The sequence below is a fragment of the Pantoea sp. VS1 genome, from assembly GCF_002207995.1.
Taxonomy (GTDB): domain Bacteria; phylum Pseudomonadota; class Gammaproteobacteria; order Enterobacterales; family Enterobacteriaceae; genus Pantoea; species Pantoea dispersa.
Window position 1 is genome coordinate 1 of the sequence record NZ_NHZE01000035.1, and the last position, 20,727, is coordinate 20,727.

27 protein-coding genes are annotated in these 20,727 nt (G+C 56.2%); 17 read left to right on the forward strand and 10 right to left on the reverse strand.

What is annotated here, in order from left to right:
• On the reverse strand, positions 1-426 hold a 426-nt coding region (locus tag CBW22_RS13245), incomplete at its 3' end, for a flagellin N-terminal helical domain-containing protein (protein WP_441339114.1).
• Positions 427-661: 235 nt separating this feature from the next.
• Between CBW22_RS13245 and fliD the strand changes: the two genes are divergently transcribed.
• From fliD to CBW22_RS13265, 4 genes are all read left to right on the forward strand, one after another.
• Positions 662-2,068, forward strand: coding sequence for a flagellar filament capping protein FliD (gene fliD / locus CBW22_RS13250; protein WP_021509890.1), 1,407 nt, complete (start codon positions 662-664; stop codon positions 2,066-2,068).
• A 12-nt stretch (positions 2,069-2,080) separates the two neighbouring features.
• Positions 2,081-2,482, forward strand: a complete 402-nt coding sequence (gene fliS, locus CBW22_RS13255) for a flagellar export chaperone FliS (RefSeq protein WP_021509889.1) — start codon at positions 2,081-2,083, stop codon at positions 2,480-2,482.
• Positions 2,483-2,484: 2 nt separating this feature from the next.
• On the forward strand, positions 2,485-2,844 hold the full coding sequence (gene fliT / locus CBW22_RS13260; protein WP_088516921.1) for a flagella biosynthesis regulatory protein FliT: 360 nt from the start codon (positions 2,485-2,487) through the stop codon (positions 2,842-2,844).
• A gap of 178 nt (positions 2,845-3,022) precedes the next feature.
• The gene (locus CBW22_RS13265; protein WP_058757411.1) at positions 3,023-3,697 is read left to right on the forward strand and encodes a class I SAM-dependent methyltransferase; all 675 of its coding nucleotides are present in this window, start codon (positions 3,023-3,025) and stop codon (positions 3,695-3,697) included.
• Between the two features lie 69 nt (positions 3,698-3,766).
• On the opposite strand, the gene yedD is transcribed toward CBW22_RS13265, so the two are convergent.
• On the reverse strand, positions 3,767-4,228 hold the full coding sequence (yedD, locus tag CBW22_RS13270; protein WP_058757410.1) for a lipoprotein YedD: 462 nt from the start codon (positions 4,226-4,228) through the stop codon (positions 3,767-3,769).
• Between the two features lie 207 nt (positions 4,229-4,435).
• Here yedD and CBW22_RS13275 point away from each other — a divergent pair, with 207 nt between their 5' ends.
• The 4 genes from CBW22_RS13275 (at position 4,436) to CBW22_RS13290 (ending at position 8,256) form a co-directional block, all read left to right on the forward strand.
• Complete coding sequence (locus CBW22_RS13275) at positions 4,436-5,980, forward strand: methyl-accepting chemotaxis protein (protein WP_058771162.1); 1,545 nt, start codon at positions 4,436-4,438, stop codon at positions 5,978-5,980.
• A gap of 9 nt (positions 5,981-5,989) precedes the next feature.
• The gene (locus CBW22_RS13280) at positions 5,990-7,282 is read left to right on the forward strand and encodes an ABC transporter substrate-binding protein (protein ID WP_088516922.1); all 1,293 of its coding nucleotides are present in this window, start codon (positions 5,990-5,992) and stop codon (positions 7,280-7,282) included.
• 73 nt (positions 7,283-7,355) lie between these two features.
• Positions 7,356-7,679, forward strand: a complete 324-nt coding sequence (locus tag CBW22_RS13285; protein ID WP_021509883.1) for a DUF6388 family protein — start codon at positions 7,356-7,358, stop codon at positions 7,677-7,679.
• 337 nt (positions 7,680-8,016) lie between these two features.
• Positions 8,017-8,256, forward strand: a complete 240-nt coding sequence (locus CBW22_RS13290; RefSeq protein ID WP_021509882.1) for a DinI-like family protein — start codon at positions 8,017-8,019, stop codon at positions 8,254-8,256.
• 17 nt (positions 8,257-8,273) lie between these two features.
• Here the strand turns inward: CBW22_RS13290 and CBW22_RS13295 are convergent, their stop codons facing one another.
• Positions 8,274-8,540 carry a hypothetical protein gene (locus CBW22_RS13295; protein ID WP_021509881.1) on the reverse strand — a complete coding sequence of 89 codons (267 nt, stop codon included), beginning with the start codon at positions 8,538-8,540 and terminating at the stop codon, positions 8,274-8,276.
• A gap of 182 nt (positions 8,541-8,722) precedes the next feature.
• Here CBW22_RS13295 and CBW22_RS13300 point away from each other — a divergent pair, with 182 nt between their 5' ends.
• On the forward strand, positions 8,723-9,349 hold the full coding sequence (locus CBW22_RS13300; protein ID WP_088516923.1) for an acyltransferase: 627 nt from the start codon (positions 8,723-8,725) through the stop codon (positions 9,347-9,349).
• A 24-nt stretch (positions 9,350-9,373) separates the two neighbouring features.
• Here CBW22_RS13300 and CBW22_RS13305 read toward each other — a convergent pair whose 3' ends face one another.
• The 3 genes from CBW22_RS13305 to CBW22_RS13315 all read right to left on the reverse strand — a co-directional run bounded on the left by CBW22_RS13305 (position 9,374) and on the right by CBW22_RS13315 (position 10,665).
• Entirely contained in the window at positions 9,374-9,883 is a 510-nt protein-coding gene (locus CBW22_RS13305; RefSeq protein ID WP_088516924.1) for a hypothetical protein, read from the reverse strand.
• Between the two features lie 82 nt (positions 9,884-9,965).
• Positions 9,966-10,295 carry a hypothetical protein gene (locus CBW22_RS13310; RefSeq protein WP_248295873.1) on the reverse strand — a complete coding sequence of 110 codons (330 nt, stop codon included), beginning with the start codon at positions 10,293-10,295 and terminating at the stop codon, positions 9,966-9,968.
• Positions 10,276-10,665, reverse strand: coding sequence for a hypothetical protein (locus CBW22_RS13315; RefSeq protein WP_031280179.1), 390 nt, complete (start codon positions 10,663-10,665; stop codon positions 10,276-10,278). The genes CBW22_RS13310 and CBW22_RS13315 overlap by 20 nt, the downstream gene beginning before the upstream one ends.
• Before the next feature lie 141 nt (positions 10,666-10,806).
• On the opposite strand from CBW22_RS13315, the gene CBW22_RS13320 reads away from it, so the two are divergent.
• Positions 10,807-11,442 (forward strand): S24 family peptidase, encoded by a 636-nt coding sequence (locus tag CBW22_RS13320; RefSeq protein ID WP_088516925.1) that lies wholly within the window; start codon positions 10,807-10,809, stop codon positions 11,440-11,442.
• A gap of 57 nt (positions 11,443-11,499) precedes the next feature.
• On the opposite strand, the gene CBW22_RS13325 is transcribed toward CBW22_RS13320, so the two are convergent.
• Positions 11,500-11,748 carry a hypothetical protein gene (locus CBW22_RS13325; protein WP_088516926.1) on the reverse strand — a complete coding sequence of 83 codons (249 nt, stop codon included), beginning with the start codon at positions 11,746-11,748 and terminating at the stop codon, positions 11,500-11,502.
• A gap of 243 nt (positions 11,749-11,991) precedes the next feature.
• Here CBW22_RS13325 and CBW22_RS13330 point away from each other — a divergent pair, with 243 nt between their 5' ends.
• Positions 11,992-13,203, forward strand: coding sequence for a diguanylate phosphodiesterase (locus tag CBW22_RS13330; RefSeq protein WP_088516927.1), 1,212 nt, complete (start codon positions 11,992-11,994; stop codon positions 13,201-13,203).
• 38 nt (positions 13,204-13,241) lie between these two features.
• Here the strand turns inward: CBW22_RS13330 and CBW22_RS13335 are convergent, their stop codons facing one another.
• Together CBW22_RS13335 and CBW22_RS13340 are read right to left on the reverse strand one after the other, a co-directional pair.
• The gene (locus tag CBW22_RS13335; RefSeq protein ID WP_021509873.1) at positions 13,242-13,463 is read right to left on the reverse strand and encodes a hypothetical protein; all 222 of its coding nucleotides are present in this window, start codon (positions 13,461-13,463) and stop codon (positions 13,242-13,244) included.
• 241 nt (positions 13,464-13,704) lie between these two features.
• Entirely contained in the window at positions 13,705-14,046 is a 342-nt protein-coding gene (locus CBW22_RS13340; protein ID WP_369597196.1) for a biofilm/acid-resistance regulator YmgB/AriR, read from the reverse strand.
• A 460-nt stretch (positions 14,047-14,506) separates the two neighbouring features.
• Between CBW22_RS13340 and CBW22_RS13345 the strand changes: the two genes are divergently transcribed.
• Both CBW22_RS13345 and CBW22_RS26330 read left to right on the forward strand, forming a co-directional pair.
• Positions 14,507-14,707, forward strand: coding sequence for a hypothetical protein (locus CBW22_RS13345; RefSeq protein ID WP_021312831.1), 201 nt, complete (start codon positions 14,507-14,509; stop codon positions 14,705-14,707).
• Between the two features lie 440 nt (positions 14,708-15,147).
• Entirely contained in the window at positions 15,148-15,321 is a 174-nt protein-coding gene (locus CBW22_RS26330) for a hypothetical protein (RefSeq protein WP_021509872.1), read from the forward strand.
• Positions 15,322-15,366: 45 nt separating this feature from the next.
• On the opposite strand, the gene fliE is transcribed toward CBW22_RS26330, so the two are convergent.
• Entirely contained in the window at positions 15,367-15,678 is a 312-nt protein-coding gene (gene fliE / locus CBW22_RS13355; protein WP_021509871.1) for a flagellar hook-basal body complex protein FliE, read from the reverse strand.
• A gap of 277 nt (positions 15,679-15,955) precedes the next feature.
• Between fliE and fliF the strand changes: the two genes are divergently transcribed.
• The 4 genes from fliF to fliI are packed head-to-tail and all read left to right on the forward strand — an operon-like array spanning position 15,956 to position 20,718.
• On the forward strand, positions 15,956-17,677 hold the full coding sequence (fliF, locus tag CBW22_RS13360; protein ID WP_088516928.1) for a flagellar basal-body MS-ring/collar protein FliF: 1,722 nt from the start codon (positions 15,956-15,958) through the stop codon (positions 17,675-17,677).
• A complete protein-coding gene (gene fliG / locus CBW22_RS13365) occupies positions 17,674-18,666 on the forward strand; it encodes a flagellar motor switch protein FliG (RefSeq protein WP_021509869.1) in 993 nt (330 codons plus the stop codon). The genes fliF and fliG overlap by 4 nt, the downstream gene beginning before the upstream one ends.
• On the forward strand, positions 18,659-19,363 hold the full coding sequence (gene fliH / locus CBW22_RS13370) for a flagellar assembly protein FliH (protein WP_058757396.1): 705 nt from the start codon (positions 18,659-18,661) through the stop codon (positions 19,361-19,363). The genes fliG and fliH overlap by 8 nt, the downstream gene beginning before the upstream one ends.
• Entirely contained in the window at positions 19,363-20,718 is a 1,356-nt protein-coding gene (fliI, locus tag CBW22_RS13375; protein WP_021509867.1) for a flagellar protein export ATPase FliI, read from the forward strand. The genes fliH and fliI overlap by 1 nt, the downstream gene beginning before the upstream one ends.
• Positions 20,719-20,727: the final 9 nt, after the last annotated feature.

Below are 20,727 nucleotides of genomic sequence, written 5' to 3' on the forward strand. Positions count from 1 at the left end.
GCCGGAACCGGTGTTCAGCACTTTGATGCCGTTGAAGTCGGTCTGCGACGTTACGCGGTTGATCTCTTCCATACGCTGGTTAACTTCAGCCTGGATGGAGTCGATGTCTGAAGCCGAGTTGGAGCTGTTCTGCGCCTGCACGGTCAGGTCACGCACACGCTGCAGGTTGTTGTTGATCTCGGACAGCGCGCCTTCAGCGGTCTGTGCCAGAGAGATACCGTCGTTGGCGTTACGGGCAGCAACGGTCAGGCCGTTGATGTTGGAGGTAAAGCGGTTAGCAATCGCCTGACCTGCAGCATCATCTTTGGCGCTGTTAATACGCAGACCAGAAGAGAGACGCTCAATAGCGGTACCCAGAGAAGCCTGTGACTTGGACAGGTTGTTTTGCGTGGTCAGCGACAATGTGTTGGTATTGATAACGGCCATGATAAATTCCTTGAGTCAATGAGTTGAGATTCTATCGGGCTTTTGGCCCGGGGCCATTCAGCTTGCTTTGGTTATCGTCGGTGCCTGAGAAAACCTTAGCTATTTTTTTAAACCCCGAAAACAGGCCCTTATCCCTTCTTTATTTGCCTCATTGTTTTTTTATATTTTGTCTAATATTTTTCCGCTCACTGCCGATACCCTCCTCAGTGATTATCCACCTATAAAGGATTACAACATGGCAAGTGTAAGTAACCTCAATGCTGGTAATAGCCTGGGTTTGAGCGATCTGTATGACCAGCTTGAAACGGCAGAAAAAGCCAACCTGACGCCAATTACAAATCAGCAAACCTCTTATAAAGCCAAGCTGACAGCATGGGGCGTCGTGCAAACGGCACTGGCGAAAGTCCAGACAGCTGCCGCTGCGCTCAAAGACACGTCTGCAATTGCCTCAACAAAAGTCAGTAGCACCAATACCGCGTTCACCGCCACGCTGGCCAATGATGCGGCGGCCGGTAACTTTTCGGTTGAAGTCACCCAACTGGCTAAAGCGCAGTCGCTGCTGTCGAAAAGCGCGACCAGTAAAGATGGCGATTTAGGCGATTCCAGCCTCGCCTCGCGCACCATCACCATTACGCAACCGGGTCAGAAAGACCCAATGACCATCACGCTGAGCAAAGATCAAACCAGCCTGACGGACATTAAAGATGCGATTAACAAACAGCAGGGCAGCGTTACCGCCAGTATTATCAAGTCCGATGACAATACCTATTATCTGGCCCTGACCTCGCGTGATACCGGCACCACCAACGAGATGACGGTTTCTACCGATGACAGCGCCCTGGCGCAGTACATTGGTTTTACCAAAGGTGGCAGCAGCAATGGTATGACGGAGCAGGTGGAAGCAGCCGATGCCAAACTGAGCATTAATGGCGTCGCCATCACCCGCAGCAGCAACACCATTACTGATGCGCCGGAAGGCGTCACGCTGAACCTGACCAAAACCAACACCGGCAGCCCGGAGACCTTATCCGTCACCAAGGATAATGCGCCGATGATCGCCGCGGTGCAGGCTTACGTTGACGCGTACAACTCGCTGCAGACCACCATCAGTAACCAGACCAAATATACCGCCGTGGATCAAGGCAGTACCTCGCAGGACTCCAGCAATGGCGATCTGTTAGGTGATGGCACGCTGCGTAACATTCAGACCAGCCTGCGCTCTAAGCTGTCCACCAGTGCCCAGAGCGGCGGCAGCATTTCCCTGCTGTCACAGATCGGCATTACCCAGGATGTGAATGGCAAGCTGACCGTCGACAGCACCAAACTGAACAAAGCGCTGGATGAAAAATCGGCGGATGTGGTCAGTTTCCTGTCTGGTGACGGCAAAACCACCGGCTTTGCGACGCAAACCAGTAACTATCTCGATCAGATTTTAGGCAGCAATGGCTCTGTACAGAACGCCACTGACGGCATCAATAAAACGCTGAAGAAACTGTCTGACGATTACGATCGGGTAAACGCACAGATTACCGCCACTATGGCGCGCTACAAGACCCAGTTCACGAACCTGAATACGCTGGTCTCATCCATGACCCAGACCCAGAACTATCTGACGCAACAGTTCGCGAACATGAGCAGTTAACAGGAGTTAAATATGTACGCTAAATCGGGAACGCAGGCCTACGCACAGGTCGGTCTGGAAAGTGCCGTGTTAAGCGCCAGCCCACATCAGCTGGTGGTTTTATTGTTTGATGGCGCGCTCAGCGCCATGAAGAAAGCCACCATTCTGATGGATCAGGGCGACATTCCCGGTAAAGGCCAGGCGCTGTCGAAAGCCATTAATATCATTACTAATGGCTTACGCGCCGGGCTGAATCATGAAGCCGGTGGAGAGATTTCTGCCAATCTGGATAATCTTTACGAGTACATGACCCGCCGTCTGCTGGAAGCCAACCTGCACAACGATCCGGCAGCGATTGCGGAAGTCGAGCGCTTGCTGAGCAACATTGCCGACGCGTGGAAACAAATTGGTCCTCACGCCGTTCAGGAAGCGTAACCATGACTTCAGATAACGACCTGCTGCAGGGGTATCAGCGTTTGCTCAGCCTGAGTAATCAGATGTTGAAACAGGCGCGCCAGGGGCACTGGGATGATTTAGTGGCCAATGAGGCAGTTTACGTGAGCAGCGTTACGCACGTAGCGCGCGACCGTGATACCTCCGCCCTGCCTGCTGCGCTGCGTGTCCAGTTACGGCCCATGCTGAAGCAGGTGATGGACAATGAGCTTGAGATTAAGCAGTTGATGGCGACCCGCATGGAAGAACTGCGTTCGCTGGTCCAGCAAACCACGCAGCAACAGAAAGTCACCAACGCTTATGGTCGTTTTTCCAGTCAGGTGCTTTATCCCAGCGATTTATAATCCTCTCTGTCAGGGAGACGCTGTTCTCCCTGGATTCTTACCGCCCCCGCCATGCTAAGCGTTTAATTACCCCCTTAAACTGAGCCTTATTACCGCCTTGAATGATGGCAACTGTGGCACATTTAACGCAGACCTTTTCAGCCTTGCCGGCTGTATTCTCTCTTTATAAGGCAACGACATGCTCGATATCGCGGATTTAAAAGTTTTTTTTCAGGAGCCTGAAATACAGCAGCTCATCGATGACACCTGGGATAAGGTCGGTGATGCTCTGGCACAGGCGCAGGCAGAATTACCGGCAGAGCTGGCCATGGCGCGCCGTGAACTCTCTTTCCATAGCCATGTAAAATGCCTGGGTTATCTTTGCTGGTTACTCGAGCATAATAATGTAGCGGGTGACATCATTGAAATCGGCGTGTGGAAAGGGAAATCGACGGCTTTCATGAATGAGATTTGCCAGCATAAACGTCGCATTATCAGCATCGATCCCATGGAGCTGGCAAATCAGGAAAGTGAGCTGCGCTTTTATCACGAAAAGCTGTTTCCCCAGGTTAATCTCATCCGTGGCTACTCTGAATTAAGTATTGAGCGGGTGCAGGCCCTTAATCCGCGTACCGTATTACTGCATATTGACGGCGGACACGAAGGCCGCCATGTATTGCTCGATTTCCTGTTATATTCGCCCACCCTGGTGCAAGGCGGCTTTATCGTCTTTGACGATTATCGCGATCATCAGTATTCACCGCAGGTCGGTCCTGCTGTGGATTTATTACGCGCGGGTGGCTATTTTAATGGGTTCGATGTGATTGGCAGTTTGCCCGGCTTTGAAAACAGCTATTTATTGCAGAAGCGATAACCATTCCAGCCTGATGAAATGTCCTCTCCCGCAGCCGGGAGAGGAAGAAAAGCATTTCAGCTCTGTTCCTTATTTCTCGGCCGTGACCGGCCTGAGAATCTGCGGCTCAATATCCTGAATCACCGCGTCGCCAGGGCGCTTTGCCACTTCGTCCAGCGCCTGCTGGCACTCGACGGTTGGGCGATCCACTTTACGCAGCGTCAGGCCATCGTAGTGCAGCTCACCGTTCTCCAGCGAGAGCGGCATCACGCGCGCCTGACGGTTAACGTTAACCCAGTCATCATCCAGGCGCGTCAGCTTGCCTGGTTTGGCAATCACCCGCTGCCACTGGCGGCAGTCAAGGGTAGTGCCATCAGCGCTGACGATCAGGCTGGCCATAGCCTCGCTGCTGATCAGCTTGCTCTGCGGCCCCATCGTCTGCCAGTTACCCTGCAGTTCCAGCGGTGCCGGGGTTTTTACCGCTTCGTCATAACTGTTGATTTGCGCACAGCCGCTCAGCGCCAGCGCGGCCAGTACCATCCACTTTTTCATCTTCGGTCCCTACACTCGCATCAATGGCGGCTACGTTATAATGTTTTCCCGGCGTGACGCAAGGTATCTGCGGTGGAATCCCCCTTCTCTTTCTCCGGCGCCCTCAAGCTGTTCAACTCTTCGCCGATAACCTGATGTGAAGTCTAAAGCACCTGCACCCATAACAATATTGACGACTTACTCACCCTGGTTTCGGAGAACGCTGTTATGCGATTGACCCTTCGCGCACGTCTGGCTGCGATTGTCAGCCTGCTGTGCCTGTTACTGATTATTGCTGCCGTCTGGGGAATTATCGGCCTGCGCGCTGCCGATCAGCGCGCGCAAAATGCCTATCAGAACGAGCTGCTCCCGCTGCAATACTCTTCACGCCTGTACCGCATGGTGCAGGAGCAATCCGCTACCCTGTTCGATGCGCTGCGCTACTGGACCGACAGCAGTGAAGTGGAAAAACGCCTGGCGCGCATTGCGCAGTACGGTCAGCAAATCAACGCCGATCGCCATACCTGGCAGCAGCTGGCGTTTGATGCGCAGACCAAACCGCTGAGCCAGCGCTTCCTGACCCATCTCGACGGCTGGCAGGGTGCGCTGCATGAAGCCGGTGAGCTGCTGAAAGGCGGTAATCCGTCCGCCGCACTGGTGGTCATCGAAACCCGCCTGCGCAGCGGCAGCCAGTTGCTGCAGCAGGACATTGACCAGCTGGATGCGCTGATGCGGCAGCATGCGCAGACGGCCTGGCAGCAGGGCAACCGCGACTACCTGCTGGCACGCAATAGCCTGATCGCCATCCTGCTGTTGGGTCTGAGTCTGGCGCTGGTCTCCGGCTGGCTGCTGATCCGCTCGATTAACCGTTCCATCGCCCAGGCGCGCGAACTGGCGGATGCCATTGCCGGCGGCGAGCTCAATCACCGTATCGGTACGGTAACGCGCGATGAGATGGGTGAACTGATGCAGGCGCTGCTGCGCATGGATGTGCGGCTGGCCGAGATCGTGCGCGAGGTGGGCGAAAGTGCCCATGCACTGAGCGATGCGGCACGCCAGATGGCGGATGGCAACGACGATCTGTCGGAGCGCACCCACGCGCAGGCCAGCTCGCTGGAGCAGACTGCGGCCAGCATGGAGCAGATGACCGCCACGGTGAAACACAACGCGGACAACGCCGCGCAGGCCAACGAGCTGGCAAGCGATGTGCGCCATCAGGCCGAGCGCGGCAGCGGTGTACTGCGCGACGCAGTGAGTGCGATGGAGGAGATTGAATCCTCCAGCAAGCGCATCGCGGATATCAACCGCGTGATTGATGAAATCGCCTTCCAGACCAACCTGCTGGCGCTCAATGCGGCGGTAGAAGCGGCGCGCGCCGGGGAACAGGGACGCGGCTTCGCGGTGGTGGCGTCAGAGGTGCGACAGCTGGCGCAGCGTTCGGCCGGTGCCGCACAGGAGATCAAGGCGCTGATCGATGCCAGCGTGGGTAAAGTCGAAGCCGGCAGCGCACTGGTGCAGCGCTCGGGCGAGATGCTCAACGACATCAATCACGGCGTGGCGCGCATGGTGGATATCGTCGGCGAGATCGCCGTGGCCAGCCGCCAGCAATCCAGCGGCATAGAGCAGGTGAACACCGCAGTAATCCAGATGGACGGTGCCACCCAGCAGAATGCATCGCTGGTGCAGCAGGCCAGCGCGGCCAGCCAGACGGTGAGCCAGCATGCCGGTTTGCTGGTGGAAAAAATGGCGTTCTTCCGCCTGCAGCAGCCATAAGGAGCCGCCATGAAGCGTAACATAATCGCGCTGCTGGCCGCGCTGCCGCTGCTCAGCCAGGCCGCCACCACGCTCAATATTGCCACCATTGCCAATGGTGACATGACCATCATGCAGCAGCTGTCGAGCCGTTACGAACAGCAGCATCCGGACGTGAAACTACAATGGCACGTGATGGATGATGGTGCCCTGCGCCAGGCGGTGCTGGCAGCCATGAACAGCGGTGACGCAAAATTTGATGTGATTACCGTGGGTACCTATGAAGCGCCGCTGTGGGGTAAAAAAGGCTGGCTGGCGCCGCTCAATAACCTGCCGCCAGAGTATGACAGCGACGATCTGCTGACGCCGGTACGCAAAGCACTGTCCTGGCAGCAAACGCTGTACGCGCTACCGTTTTACGGGGAAAGCAGCATGACCTATTACCGCAAAGATCTGTTTGCGGCGAAAGGGCTGACCATGCCAGACGATCCCGACTGGACCGACATCAAAAATTTTGCGGCGAAACTCACCGATGCTCAGCACGGTATCTATGGCCTGTGCCTGCGCGGCCAGCCCGGCTGGGGCGATAACGTGGCCCTGCTGACTACCATGGCCAACGCCTATGGCGCGCAGTGGTTTGACGATCGCTGGCAGCCAACGCTGAATTCGCCAGAGTGGCGTGAGGTGTTGACCGATTATCTGGCGATGGTGAAACAGGACGGTCCGCCGGATACGGCCAGCAATAGCTTTGGCCAGATCCTGCGTCTTACCGCACAGGGAAAATGCGCGATGTGGATTGACAGTACCGTCGCCGCCGGGCTGCTGATTAACCCGCAGATCTCGCTGGTGGCGGACAAGCTGGCGTTTGCGCCGGCGCCGGGCGGCATTACGCGCAACGGCTCGCACTGGCTGTGGTCGTGGGCGCTGGCGGTACCGGCTAACTCACCGCAGCGCGCCGCCGCCGTGGACTTCATCAGCTGGGCGACCTCGCGGCAGTATATTCAGCAGGTTGCGGATACCGTCGGCTGGGGAGCGGTGCCACCCGGCAGCCGCAACTCCACCTATCAGCAGCCAAACTATCAGCGCCTGGCGCCTTACGCCGCTCAGGTGCGCAGCGCGATTGAATCCGCCACCGTCGATCAACCGACATTGAACACCGTACCTTACACCGGTGTGCAGTACGTCAGTATTGCTGGCTTTGATCAGATGGGTAACGCCGTCGGGCAGAATCTGGCGGCACTGCTGCAGGGCAAGCTGACGGTGGACCAAACGCTGGAAAAAAATCAGCAGGACGTGACGCGCCTGCAAGCCGCACAGCAGTAAACATTCGGGGTTCCTGACAAGTCGCCGTGTGCGGGTTACACTAACGCGCAATTTGACCGGCAGGAACCCCCGAATGAAAACCCCTGAAGAGTATTACGCCCTGGCCCGCAGCCTGTTTTTCACCGCCCACCCTGATTTTCAGTCCGCGCTGGATGAACTGAGTGAGAGTGATGCGCGCGCCGCCAATATGTCCCTGCGTGAACTGCGCGCGTGGCACGCCGAGCGCATCTATGCCGCGTTTCTGCGGCAGAAGAAGCTCGACGGCATGCTGTTCTCCATCCAGCTGGCGGAACCGGATAAAGCGGTTGCTGCACAAGCGATTGAAACCTATCTGAAATCTCACGCGGAAGCACTGGGTATGACGTGGGAAGAGTTCTGTATTAAGAACGAGTTATAAGCGATGTACTGATAAAAAGGCGATCGGAGAGAAATTTCCGGGGAAAAAGTTGTACAAGATGGGAAAAGTTGTATAACTTAATACTCACGACGACTGTCGTCGATTGTCCTTGAACGAAAGGTGCTATTGCACCGCCTCTGGAGGTGTTGCTGGATTTCCACCTCCAGAGGTTCGATTTTTTGCGTGCGCCCTCTGCTTTTGCCCGCTTTACTCCCCTGTCGTTGCATCTTTACGCCGCGCTGTTTCACCTGTATGAAAATAATTGCCGCCCTGCCGCTTGTCACTGGTTTTATTTACAGTAATATGACGCTCCCACTTTGATTACTGGAATGCCCTGATGTTTGTGGAGCTGATTTACGACAAGCGCAACGTAGCCGGATTACCGGGCGCGCGCGAAATGATTTTGCAGGAGCTGGAGAAACGCGTGCAGCGCGTCTTTCCGGATCTGGAGGTGCGGGTTAAGCCGATGGAGCGAAACGCCATCGAAACCGATATGAGTAAAAACGACAAGGCGACGATTGCGCGTATTGTTGAAGAGATGTTCGATGAAGCCGAGATGTGGCTGGTGGCCGATTAGGCCACCAGCAGCCGCGCTTAGCTTTCCTGCTCGCTGTGATTGATGGCGATTTCCAGATCCTGAATCGCCTGATCGATATCATCCAGCAGCTGTCCCTGCTTGTTGATCAGCGCATCAAAACGCGTGGCGTACTCTTTATCCTTATACTCCCCGGCATCAAAGGCCAGCCAGTGGCTGGAAAGCGTCTCAGTGTTGGTCTGCGCATAGTGACGCATCTCTTTTAGCTGTGAGGTGACATCACGCAGGTAGTCAGTTTTGGTTTTGATTGCCTCTGTATCACTCATGCTATTTTCCTTTTTGCTGATAAAGCCAGTTAAAATAACGCCTGAGCAATTAAAGTTAGCAGATAATAGCGAAGCCGCCTGCAGAATTATCTTAACTTATCTCCATTCGTCGCTGATTGCGATGAATTGACGTCAGATTTAGCGCTTTTCTTCCGCTACAGACTGTTGCCTTCGCACCTATAATGGCACCCCAGCCCCGATCATCCGGAGAATGCATTGTGTCGACAGAACCTTTCAATCCTGGTTATTACACCGAACATGAGCTGAACAGCTTCGGCTTCAAACACGTCGGCAGGCAGGTCATGGTGGCAAAAAACTGCACCATTATTGGCCTGCACAATATCACCCTTGGCGATCACGTGCGCATCGACGGATTCTCGACCCTCGTGGCTGCCGGCGATGGGTATCTGACGCTTGGCTCCTACATTCATATTGGCGGTTACTGCGCCGTACTGGCGGGTGCCGGTGTGGAAATGGCGGATTTCTCGGGGCTTTCGCAGGGCGTAAAAATCTACTCGAAAAGTGATGACTACAGTGGGGAATTCATGACCAATCCCACCGTGCCTGCCCACCTGACCGGCGTCACCTCGGGGAAAGTAGTGCTGGGCCGACATGTCATCGTCGGTTCGCAATCCATTATTATGCCAGGCCTTACGCTGGCAGAGGGAACCGCGGTAGGCGCCAATTCACTGATAACGCGCGATACCGAAGCGTGGTCGATCTACTTCGGCTCGCCCGCTAAAAAGATTAACAGCCGGCAGCGAAACCCGCTGGAACTGGAAAAGCAGATCACGCGACCGAACGGGTGATGAGGGCATCCCTGCCCGCCTGAATTACAGATATTTCTTCGCCAGCGCAATCAGTTCATCCTTTGCGGCGCTGCCCAGCTTCAGCACGCCCTGTTCAACAAAGCTGAAAGCCTGGACAAAGTCCTTCACCCCGGCGCTGATATCCTGCGCCACCGCATCGCTGGCGGCGGTCGCAGCCACCGGCGCGTCGGGGGCAACAACCGGTGCGGCGGCCTGCGCATTGCGCACGCCAGGCGTGGCGGCCACCGAGGCGCCTGCGCTGGCCGAGCCGTTCGCCAGCGTATCCTGCGTTGCCAGCTGCTGATCGAGATCAACCGGGGCATCCGCATGAAACGGTTGCTCAGCGCTGGCGGGCGCTGCCGGTTGCGCAGCTGGCGTTGCGGATGCCGGCGGCGTTGCTGGCTGGGCAACGCTATCAGCTGCGCTGTCAGCGGCAGCCGGCGCGCTGGCCGTTTCGTTGGCAAAACTCTCCAGCGGTGACAATGCCTGTTGCGCCGCAGCGCTGGTTGGGTTGATGACAGTTTGATCGCTCATAATTTTCTCCTTATTGCTAAATAAAGACCGCAGTTGCTGCAAACGGACTGCGATCCGCTCGGTAATACGCATCAGGTCCCCCTTAGCGCCGCGGCTGTGGCGCGGTTTGCTGCCCGGCCGGCGGCGTGGAGGGCGTTGAGGTGTGGCTGGTGCTGCGCGGCGGCTGGGCATCCAGCTTTTTCTGCAGCTCAACCAGCTGGCTGGTCAGTTCGGCGACCTTTGCTTCGCGTCGATCGGAGATCGCCCGGTACTGCTGGCGAATCTCCTCCACGCGCCGGTTGGCGTCGTTATTGACGTAAAGAAACAGAATGGTCATCGCCACACACAGCAGCGATAACAGCATCAGCAGGCCACCCAGCATCAAATGACGGCGGTGGCTTCGCACCAGCAGTTCACTGTTTATCTGCACCATCGCGGTTCTCCTCCAGAGTGGTGATCAATTGATTAATCTGGCTGCGAAACTTATCGCTGTGCTCGGCTTCGGTGGTCGCCAGCAGGATACCGAGTGCGTTCTTGATCAAACGCAGATCGGTCTCCAGCGATGAGATACGCCGCAGGTTTTTGTCGTGACGGATACGCAGTTCATCGTTTTCCTGGCGCATCAGCGCATGGCTCTCCTTGAGAAGCAGCACCTGCTCTTTGTAGCTGGTGATGATCTCGCCGCCCGCGCGATTGCTGGTGACGATAGACGCGATCCCCGCCATCAGGGGTTTCCAGAACACCGCTGCCGCGCCACCGCCAAGCAGCAGTGCGCCTACGCTGGTGACCAAACTACTCTCCATGCCCTACCTCTCTCACCTGGCGAGGGTTAGCCGGACACCCCGCTGACCTCCCTCGCCAGTATCACGGCCAGCGGCATATTTAAGTTTACTTTAAATAATGATTTTAAGTATACTTAAGTCAAGCCTGGAGGAGTTGTCAAGATGATGAAAAAAGAATCTGGTGGTGAGCGCATTCGCCAGCGCCGTAAAGCACTGAAATTAACGCAGCAGGCGCTGGCCAATGGCATTGGCGTGTCGCACGTTGCGGTTTCGCAGTGGGAGAAAGAAGAGACGGTGCCGCGTGGTGAGCATCTGCTGCGGCTGGCGGAGTTGCTGCAGTGTAGCGCGGCGTGGATTATTGATGGCGACGGCCAGCCGTTTGCCAGTACGCACGCTTCCCCCGCTCTCACTGCCGTGCCGCTGGTCACGCTGGTGCAGGCCGCGGACTGGCTGGATGAGCAGCGACTCCAGTGGCAGCAGCAGGCTGTCCGCTTTCTTTACAGTGACGAAGCACTGAGCGACAGTGCGCTGGCGGTTACGCTGGAAGATGACGCCATGAACCCGGCGTATCGCGCCGGCGACCGGTTGATTTTTGATCCGCAACGCGTGCCCCAGCCGGGCGATGTGGTGCTGGCGCGGGTTGACGACGTCGCGATGGTGCGAATTTTTCGGATGCACGACGAGCAAATTTTCTCGTTACGGCCGCTGAACGAAGATTTTCCCGTGCAGCAGAGTCAGAAAAATACGCTGGAACTGATTGGCACGCTGGTGGAAATGCGGCGGCGCGGCAGCCGCTGAAGCAGCAAAAAACCCGCCACGCGGCGGGTCAAATCCAACAAAAGACTACGGCAAAAATCACAACGTGTCGGTGAGATGATCGACGACCACCCTTCCCTCGGAATCGGTTTGCGTTATACGGTAACTGACGCGGTAAGAGCGGCGGTTACTCAGTTTATCGAACAGCGCCACGCTGCCCTTGTGCTCACCGTTGGCACCGACAATATGCCATTCGGTGACATCTTCCTGTCCCCGGTTATGCAGGCGTAACAAGCTCTGCTCAACTAAACGATCGCTTTCATCAATCTTCAAATAATCACGCAACATCTTTATCACCTCCGGTTAACCCGGCTAACGATACGCTTTTCATTTATCCTTTCAATCGAATTTATTCATCGTTCACGTCGCTGGCCAGCGGTTGAGTAAAAATTCTACCTAACGCGACCCGCTAGCCGCTTCGGTTAAGTGGAATTCCATAAAATAGTTAACGATCACGCGTCTCAGCGCTGGACAGATCCAGCCGTCTGGCTGTTAATGTAAGGCAAAATAACGATAGCGCCGGACAATCTCATGCTGACTACCATCCTTTACCGCAGCCACCTCTATGATCACGTTCCCATCAAAACGCTGGAGGATATGGTTGGCAAAGCCAATAAGAAAAACGAAGTTTCAGATGTCACCGGCATTCTGTTGTTTGATGGACGACATTTCTTCCAGCTGCTTGAGGGGCCCGATCAGGCCGTTCAGGGCATTTACGACCGTATCTGCCGCGACGCCCGTCATCACAATCTGGTTGAGCTGATGCATGACTTCGCGCCAGCCAGGCGCTTTGGTAACGTCGGTATGGAGCTGTTTGACCTGCGCGAGCATGACAAATCCAGCGTGCTACAGGCGGTGCTGGATAAAGGCACTTCGCGTTACCAGCTGACCTATGACGACCGTGCACTGCAGTTCCTGCGCACCTTCGTTGAGGCGCGGGAAAAAGAGAACTATTTCGAGATCCCGCCGGCCAATACCTGGGAATTTATTACTGATGCGGAAAGCCAGCGCCAGCTGGAGAGTCTGCAGCACTATGTACAGGATTGCCGGTTTGCGTTTCAGCCGATTGTCGATCCCTTCTCGCGGCGTATTACGGCCTATGAAGCGCTGATTCGCACGCCGGACGGCGGTTCACCACAGGAGTACTTCTCTGCGTTTGGCGGCGATGCGATTTACCACGCCGATATTCAGTCTAAAAGTCTGGCCTTCAACCTGGCGAAAAATCTCGGCCTCGGCGAGCAGACGCTGACCATCAATCTGCTGCCAATGTCTCTGGTCACCGTCCCGAATGCGGTGGAGTTCCTGCTGCAGGAAATCGCGGCCAACGGTCTGGTACCGGAGCAGATCGTGGTGGAAGTGACGGAGAATGAAATCATCTCGCGTGCCGAAGAGTTTACGGCAGAAGTAAGAAAACTTAAGGCGGCAGGTATCAGCCTGGCGCTGGATGACTTTGGTGCCGGGTTTGCGGGTTTGTCGCTGCTGTCTAAATTCCAGCCGGATAAGATCAAAATCGATCGGGAAATCATCAGTGACGTGCACAAAAGCGGTCCAAAACAGGCGATTGTGCATGCCATCATTAAGTGCTGCGCTTCGCTGGAGATCGCGGTAATTGCTGAAGGCGTGGAGAAAGCCGAGGAGTGGATGTGGCTGGAGGCGGTGGGTGTCAGTCAGTTCCAGGGCTATCTGTTTGCCCGTCCGCAGTTTAATGGTTTTCCGGCAGTGGCCTGGCCGGAGATCAAGTAACTCACACGCTGACCGCCGTAATTACGGCGGTCACGCGCTTAACACTCAGTCTCGCGTGCCGGTTCCTCCAGCCGTTCACTGAGCACCACGTATTTCATCAGCTCAAACGTGCGCTGCGTCATTGGCACCGCGCTGCACGGGCGAAACCAGCCAAACTGCTTCTGGTACAGCCACACTTCCGGATAGCGCTCGCCATCTTTAATCCAGTAATAACCATCATTCATAGGTTTGCCCAGCGGCCTGCGCCGCGAATCAGACATTCATGCGTGCCTGATAAAGTGATACGCCCTCTGGCGTAATGAGTAACTCTGCTTGCATGAAAGCTTACTCCAGCTAATTACTGTAGCAGATAAGAGAAGCGACCGGGCACTTAACGCTGGGCTTATTCAGATAATAAACGAGGCGGTAAAAGAATAAATGCCCCTAAGCTAAGGGGCGAAACAAACAGGCAACTAAACGTCCGTGTTTTGGCAATGGAGTGGAGTACGACAGACACAGGTTTCAGGAGGCGATATCGTCAGGCGTGCGCTGAACAATAAGTTCCAGTGCCTGGCGATAAATATCCAGCTGAACCACGTCATGTTCAGACTCTAATCGCTCCAGCAGCGCCAGAATAATATCTTTATTGCTCACGCGCAGTTTCACCGCTGCCAGCTGCTTATAAATCAGCGCAATGATCTCTTTTTCACTGGCATATTCTGAATCCGCGTGCTGGAAATATTCTGACAATTGAGACTCTGTTGACGCCAATGCATTCTGTTCCATAACAAGCCTCATCGGGTGAGCTGCAGTGCAAACTGCAGTGATTAATCGGTTACTCAGGTTAAATTTTTGAATCAGCACAGGTAAAAAAGCAGCCTCTGAAAGTGGAAATCCACAACACCTTCAGAGGCGATGCAAAGCATCATTCGTTACGTGTGACTGACTGCCACAACCGAGAAGTTATACAAAGATGGAAAACTTGTACAACAATTCCGTTAGCATTTCGTGTGGTCAGAGGAGATTTGCACAACAATTTCGCCATTCTTTCCAATAATAAATTACCATTTTCACAGGAAAAATCATGCAGTTAACCTGAATAAAATATCAGACCCTGTGCTAACCCCCTCTTTCTGCTCAACAAAATTTTTTTCTCCCCTCGCTGACTCGCACACTTCTATACAGCCCCCATAAACTTGTACAACTTTGCAAAACTGTACAATTTAGCCGTTCTGCGTGTAGAGTGTGAAAACGATTACGGCCGCCAGAAACGGCCAGCGATCAGCTAAAATTCATCACAATAAAACCCCTGCTGGAGAGAGAGATGAAACAACACGAAACCAATAAGGAGCGTAAAAACGAGGGCGAGGTGCACAAAGGTTTACCGGAAGCCGCACCGCATGCAGGTAATGCTTATGAAGAGGATGACCATCCAGCCCAGGATGACGCTCGTGAGCACGGTGAAATCCCGCGTACGCGCGATGACAGTCAGGATGACAAAAAAGATCCTTATCAGGATCAGTAAATTGCCTTCGATGATATCTGGACCGACCCACCGGATGTTATTTTCGCGGCCGCTGACTGCTGGCGTTAATAAGCGAAGCGGCAACCGAGATTGATCATTGAGTTTAATTAAGACATTATTTTGCGGAAATTAGAGAAGGCGTGCCTTCATTCATTTCTGGAGAGCACTAATGGAAACGGGTTTTTACTGGGTAGGCAGCAGCACAACTGAGCCTGAGGTATGGTACTGGGATGCTGGACGCGGCTTTTATCGCCCGATGGAGCCGATACCGCTTTCTCTGCCTCGTTTTAAATCTGCCGGTTTTAAACTCCTGAGTGGCAAACTGACGCCACCGGAAGAGTCACACTCTGCTTAAGTTTTCGTCTGCAGGTGAGAATATTGTCAGTTACGCTGTTAAGCGCAGCGTAGCTGAACTATATTCCTGTGAGGAGGACATGATAATGCAGGAAGGATTTTATTGGGTACAGCGCGGCGATGAAGAACCCGAAATCTGGTTTTTCTCTATCCGTGAAGACGGTGCCTGGTTTGAACCCACCAAAAACGATGCCATCAGTCAGCAACGTTTTGCTGAACAAGGCTACAGGGCGATCAGCGAGAAATTGTCACTGTCCTGACCCTGACGAAACCGCCTCTTTCAGGCGGTTTTTTATTGCGCGCCGCTAAACCTGCATGCTCATGATCTCGCTGTAGGCATTGACCAGCTTGTTACGCACCTGAATTCCCATCTGCATCGAAATCGACGATTTCTGCAGATCGACCATCACATCATTCAACTGGATGCCCGGTTTACCCAGCTCAAAATCCTGCGCCTGACTGCGCGCAGCGGTCTGGGTGGCGCTGATTTTATCCAGCGCGGCTTTCATGGTGGCACCAAAATCGAGCTGACTGGCGGACTCGGTCGGTTTGCCACTGGCCTGCAGTGACGTCAGCTGCAGCTGCTGCAGTACGCCATCAATTGCCTGAATTGACATTGCCTGTACCTCATAGATGAAGGGTTCTTTTTTTCACGGAGGAAAAGTTAACACACTGTCAATAGGACAAAGGCGCTAAATGACTGCAAAAAACCCGGCTTATCCAGCCATCGAAGTGACACGATTCATCAAATAATGCCAGGCATTAGATTGGAATTTCATTTTTTCCCCTACCCCGTCGGCCAGCAACACGGCATCAACGGGCGGGGATGCGTATCAGGGAGTCAGTTTTGTCACCTACATACACCCGGTCAATTATGTCAGGCAGGAATTGGTCATGAATGCGAGTGCAGCCGCCACACAGGATACAGCAAAGAAAGGCTTTAATGACCTTCTCGCCCGCCTGCGCGCAAATCCGCGTATTCCATTAATCGTTGCTGCCGCGGCCGCTATCGCCGTGGTTCTGGCGCTGGTGCTGTGGGCCAAAGCGCCCGACTATCGCGTTCTCTATAACAACCTCTCTGATGAGGATGGCGGCGCGATTGTTACCCAGCTCACCCAGATGAACATCCCTTACCAGTTCGCTGAAAACGGCGGCGCCCTGATGGTGCCCGCCGATAAAGTGCATGAGCTGCGTCTGCGCCTTGCCCAGCAGGGACTGCCGAAAGGGGGTTCAGTAGGCTTTGAGCTGATGGATAAAGAGAAGTTTGGTATCAGCCAGTTCAGTGAGCAGATTAACTACCAGCGTGCGCTGGAAGGTGAGCTGGCGCGCACCATCGAAACGCTCGGACCGGTGAAGAGCGCGCGCGTGCATCTGGCGATGCCAAAACCGACGCTGTTCGTGCGCGAGCAAAAATCCCCGTCTGCCTCAGTAACGCTGAACCTGCAACCGGGCCGTGCGCTGGATGAAGGCCAGATTCAGGCGATTCAGCACATGGTCTCCAGCAGCGTTGCCGGTCTGCCACCAGGTAATGTGACCGTGGTCGATCAGGCGGGTCGCCTGCTGACGCGCTCCGACAGCGAAGGCCGCGATCTTAACGATGCCCAGCTGAAATATGCCTCCGAAGTGGAAGCACGCTATCAGCAGCGCATTGAAGCCATTCTGAATCCGATTCTCGGTCAGGGTAATGTGCATGCGCAGGTGACCGCGCAGATTAACTTTGACCGCAGCGAGCAGACGGATGAGAAGTATCAGCCGAATGCGAACCCGAATAACACGGCGATTCGCTCACGCCAGACCAGCACCAACGATCAGAACGGCAGCCCGTATCCGGGCGGCGTACCGGGTGCGCTGTCGAATCAGCCTGCGCCAGCCAATACCGCGCCGGTCACCAACCCGCAGCAGCAGAACAATAACAACGCTAACGGTCAGCAGAACAATAACAACGCACAGAATGCCGGCACCTCGACCAGCACCGCGCAGAGCAGCGGCCCGAGCAGCTCCAGCCGCAACGACACGGTGAACTACGAGCTGGATCGCACCATTCGTCACACCAAACTCAACGTCGGTGACGTGCAGCGCCTGTCGGTCGCCGTGGTGGTCAACTACCGCGATGACGGCAAAGGCAAAGCGGTGGCGCTGAACGATCAGCAGATCAAGCAGATTGAAGATCTGACCCGCGAAGCGATGGGCTATTCGCAAACGCGTGGCGACAGCGTCAACGTGGTGAACTCGCAGTTCAACACCACCGAGCCAACCGGCGGCGACCTGCCCTTCTGGCAGCAGCAGTCGTTCTTTGATCAGCTGATGACCGCCGGTCGCTGGCTGCTGGTAGCACTGGTTGCCTTCATCCTCTACCGCAAAATGGTGCGTCCGCAGCTGCTGCGTAAACGTGAAGCCGAGAAAGCCGCCGCCGAAGCCGCCGCTGCCCGTGCTGCCGCCCGTGAGGAAGAAGCCGCTTACAGCGTCCAGATCAACAAAGACGAGCTGGACCAGGAGCGCAAATCTAACAACCGCATGAGCGCCGAGGTGATGAGCCAGCGCATCCGCGATATGTCTGAAAACGATCCGCGCGTTGTGGCGCTGGTTATCCGCGAATGGATGAGTAACGAACTATGAGTCTGACCGGTACTGAAAAGAGCGCCATTCTGATGATGACCATTGGCGAAGAGCGTGCGGCCGAGGTGTTTAAACACCTCAACCAGCGTGAGGTGCAGCACCTCAGCGCCGCGATGGCCAGCATGAAACAGATTTCGCACAAGCAGCTGACCGAAGTGCTGCGCGAGTTCGAAACTGATGCCGAACAGTTTGCTGCGCTGAGCCTCAACTCCAACGACTACCTGCGTTCGGTGTTGATCAAGGCGCTGGGCGAAGAGCGCGCCTCCAGCCTGCTGGAGGACATCCTCGAAACGCGCGAAACCACCAGCGGCATGGAAACCCTCAACTTTATGGAACCGCAGGCGGCGGCAGATCTGATCCGCGACGAGCACCCGCAGATTATCGCCACCATTCTGGTGCACCTGAAGCGCGGCCAGGCGGCGGATATTCTGGCGCTGTTCGACGAGCGTCTGCGCCACGATGTGATGCTGCGTATCGCCACCTTCGGCGGTGTACAGCCGGCGGCGCTGGCGGAGCTGACCGAAGTGCTCAACGGCCTGCTGGATGGCACCAACCTCAAGCGCGCGAAGATGGGCGGCGTGAGAACCGCAGCGGAAATCATCAACCTGATGAAAACCCAGCAGGAAGAAGCGGTTATCGAAGCGGTTCGCGACTTCGATGGCGAGCTGGCGCAGAAGATCATCGACGAGATGTTCCTGTTCGAAAACCTGGTGGAAGTGGACGACCGCAGCATCCAGCGTCTGCTGCAGGAAGTGGAGTCCGAGCAGCTGCTGATTGCCCTGAAAGGCGCCGAGCAGCCGCTGCGCGAGAAATTCCTCAAAAACATGTCGGCGCGCGCCGCCGATATCCTGCGCGACGACCTCGCCAACCGTGGCCCGGTGCGTATGTCCGCGGTGGAGAACGAACAGAAAGCAATCCTGCTTATCGTGCGCCGTCTGGCGGAAGCAGGCGAGATGGTAATTGGTGGTGGCGAGGAAACCTATGTCTGATGCCTTTTCCGCCCGTGCATGGCAGCGCTGGCAGCCTGAAGATTTAGGCGCGCCGCAGCCGCCTGAGCCTGAACTGCTGCTGGCAGAGGAGCCGGACAGCGACCTCGTGCTGAGCGAGGAAGATGAACAGCAGCAGCAGCTGGAACGTCTGCAGCAGCAGATGCGTAAAGATGCGCAGACGCAGGGCTACAGCGAAGGTTATCAGAAAGGCTTCGCCGAAGCGCAGCAAAACGGCTATGACGCCGGGTTCCAGCAGGGACTGGCCGATGCCCAGCAGCAGCAGGCGCCGTTACAGGCGCGTATGCAGCAGCTGGTCACCGAGTTTCATCACACGCTGGAAGCGCTGGATAGCGTGATTGCGTCGCGCCTGATGCAGCTGGCGCTGGAAGCGGCGCGCACGGTGATTGGCCAGGCGACGCAGGTGGATGGCAGCGCCCTGCTGCGCCAGATCCAGCAGCTGATTCAGCAGGAGCCAATGTTCAGCGGCAAACCGCAGCTGCGCGTGCACCCGGACGATCTGCAGCGCGTTGAGCAGACGCTGGGCCCAACGCTCGATTTACACGGCTGGCGGTTGCTGGCCGACAGTTCGCTGCATCCCGGCGGCTGTAAACTCAGCGCCGAAGACGGCGATCTGGATGCCAGCGTCGCCACGCGCTGGCAGGAGCTGTGCCGTCTGGCGGCACCGGGAGCATTCTGATGACGTCACGCCTTTCGCGCTGGCTGGGCGCGCTCGACAGTTTTGAAGACCGCATCAGTCAGGTGCAGACGGTGCGCCGCTATGGCCGCCTGACGCGCGCCACCGGTCTGGTACTGGAAGCCACCGGCCTGCAGCTGCCGCTGGGCGCCACCTGCATTATTGAGCGTCACGATAACGGCACGATTACCGAAGTGGAAAGCGAAGTGGTCGGCTTCAACGGCCAGAAACTGTTTCTGATGCCGCTGGAAGAGGTCGACGGCATTCTGCCCGGCGCGCGCGTGTATGCCCGCGTGCACGGCGATCACAGCGGTAAACAGCTGCTGCTGGGGCCGGAGCTACTCGGCCGCGTGCTGGACGGCAGCGGCAAGCCGCTGGATGGCCTGCCCGCGCCGGAAACCGGCTACCGCGCGCCGCTGATCACCGCGCCGTTCAACCCGCTGCAGCGTACGCCGATCCACGATGTGCTGGATACCGGCGTGCGGGCGATCAACGCCCTGCTCACCGTGGGCCGCGGCCAGCGTATGGGGCTGTTTGCCGGCTCCGGCGTGGGGAAATCGGTGCTGCTCGGCATGATGGCGCGTTACACCAAAGCCGACGTCATCGTGGTGGGCCTGATTGGTGAACGTGGCCGCGAAGTTAAAGAGTTTATCGAGAACATTCTTGGCGCCGAAGGGCGCGCGCGCTCGGTGGTGATCGCCGCGCCGGCCGACGTTTCGCCGCTGTTGCGTATGCAGGGAGCCGCTTATGCCACGCGCATCGCCGAAGATTTCCGCGATCGCGGTCAGCACGTGCTGCTGATTATGGACTCCCTCACCCGCTACGCCATGGCGCAGCGTGAGATCGCGCTGGCGATCGGCGAGCCGCCGGCCACCAAAGGCTATCCGCCATCGGTGTTCGCTAAGCTCCCAGCGCTGGTAGAACGCGCCGGCAACGGCATTCACGGCGGCGGTTCAATCACCGCGTTCTATACCGTACTGACCGAAGGCGACGACCAGCAGGACCCGATTGCCGACTCGGCGCGCGCCATTCTCGACGGCCACATAGTGCTGTCGCGTCGCCTGGCGGAGGCCGGTCACTATCCGGCCATTGATATTGAAGCGTCGATCAGCCGTGCCATGACCTCGCTGATTGATGAAACCCACTATGCGCGCGTGCGCCAGTTCAAGCAGTTGCTCTCCAGCTTTCAGCGTAACCGCGATCTGGTGAGCGTCGGGGCTTATGCCGCAGGCAGCGATCCGATGCTGGACCGGGCCATTAAGCTCTATCCGCAGATGGAAGCTTTCCTGCAGCAGGGCATTTTTGAACGCAGCGATTATGACGATGCCTGCCTGCACCTGCAGGCGATGTTCGGCTAACGCCGCCCG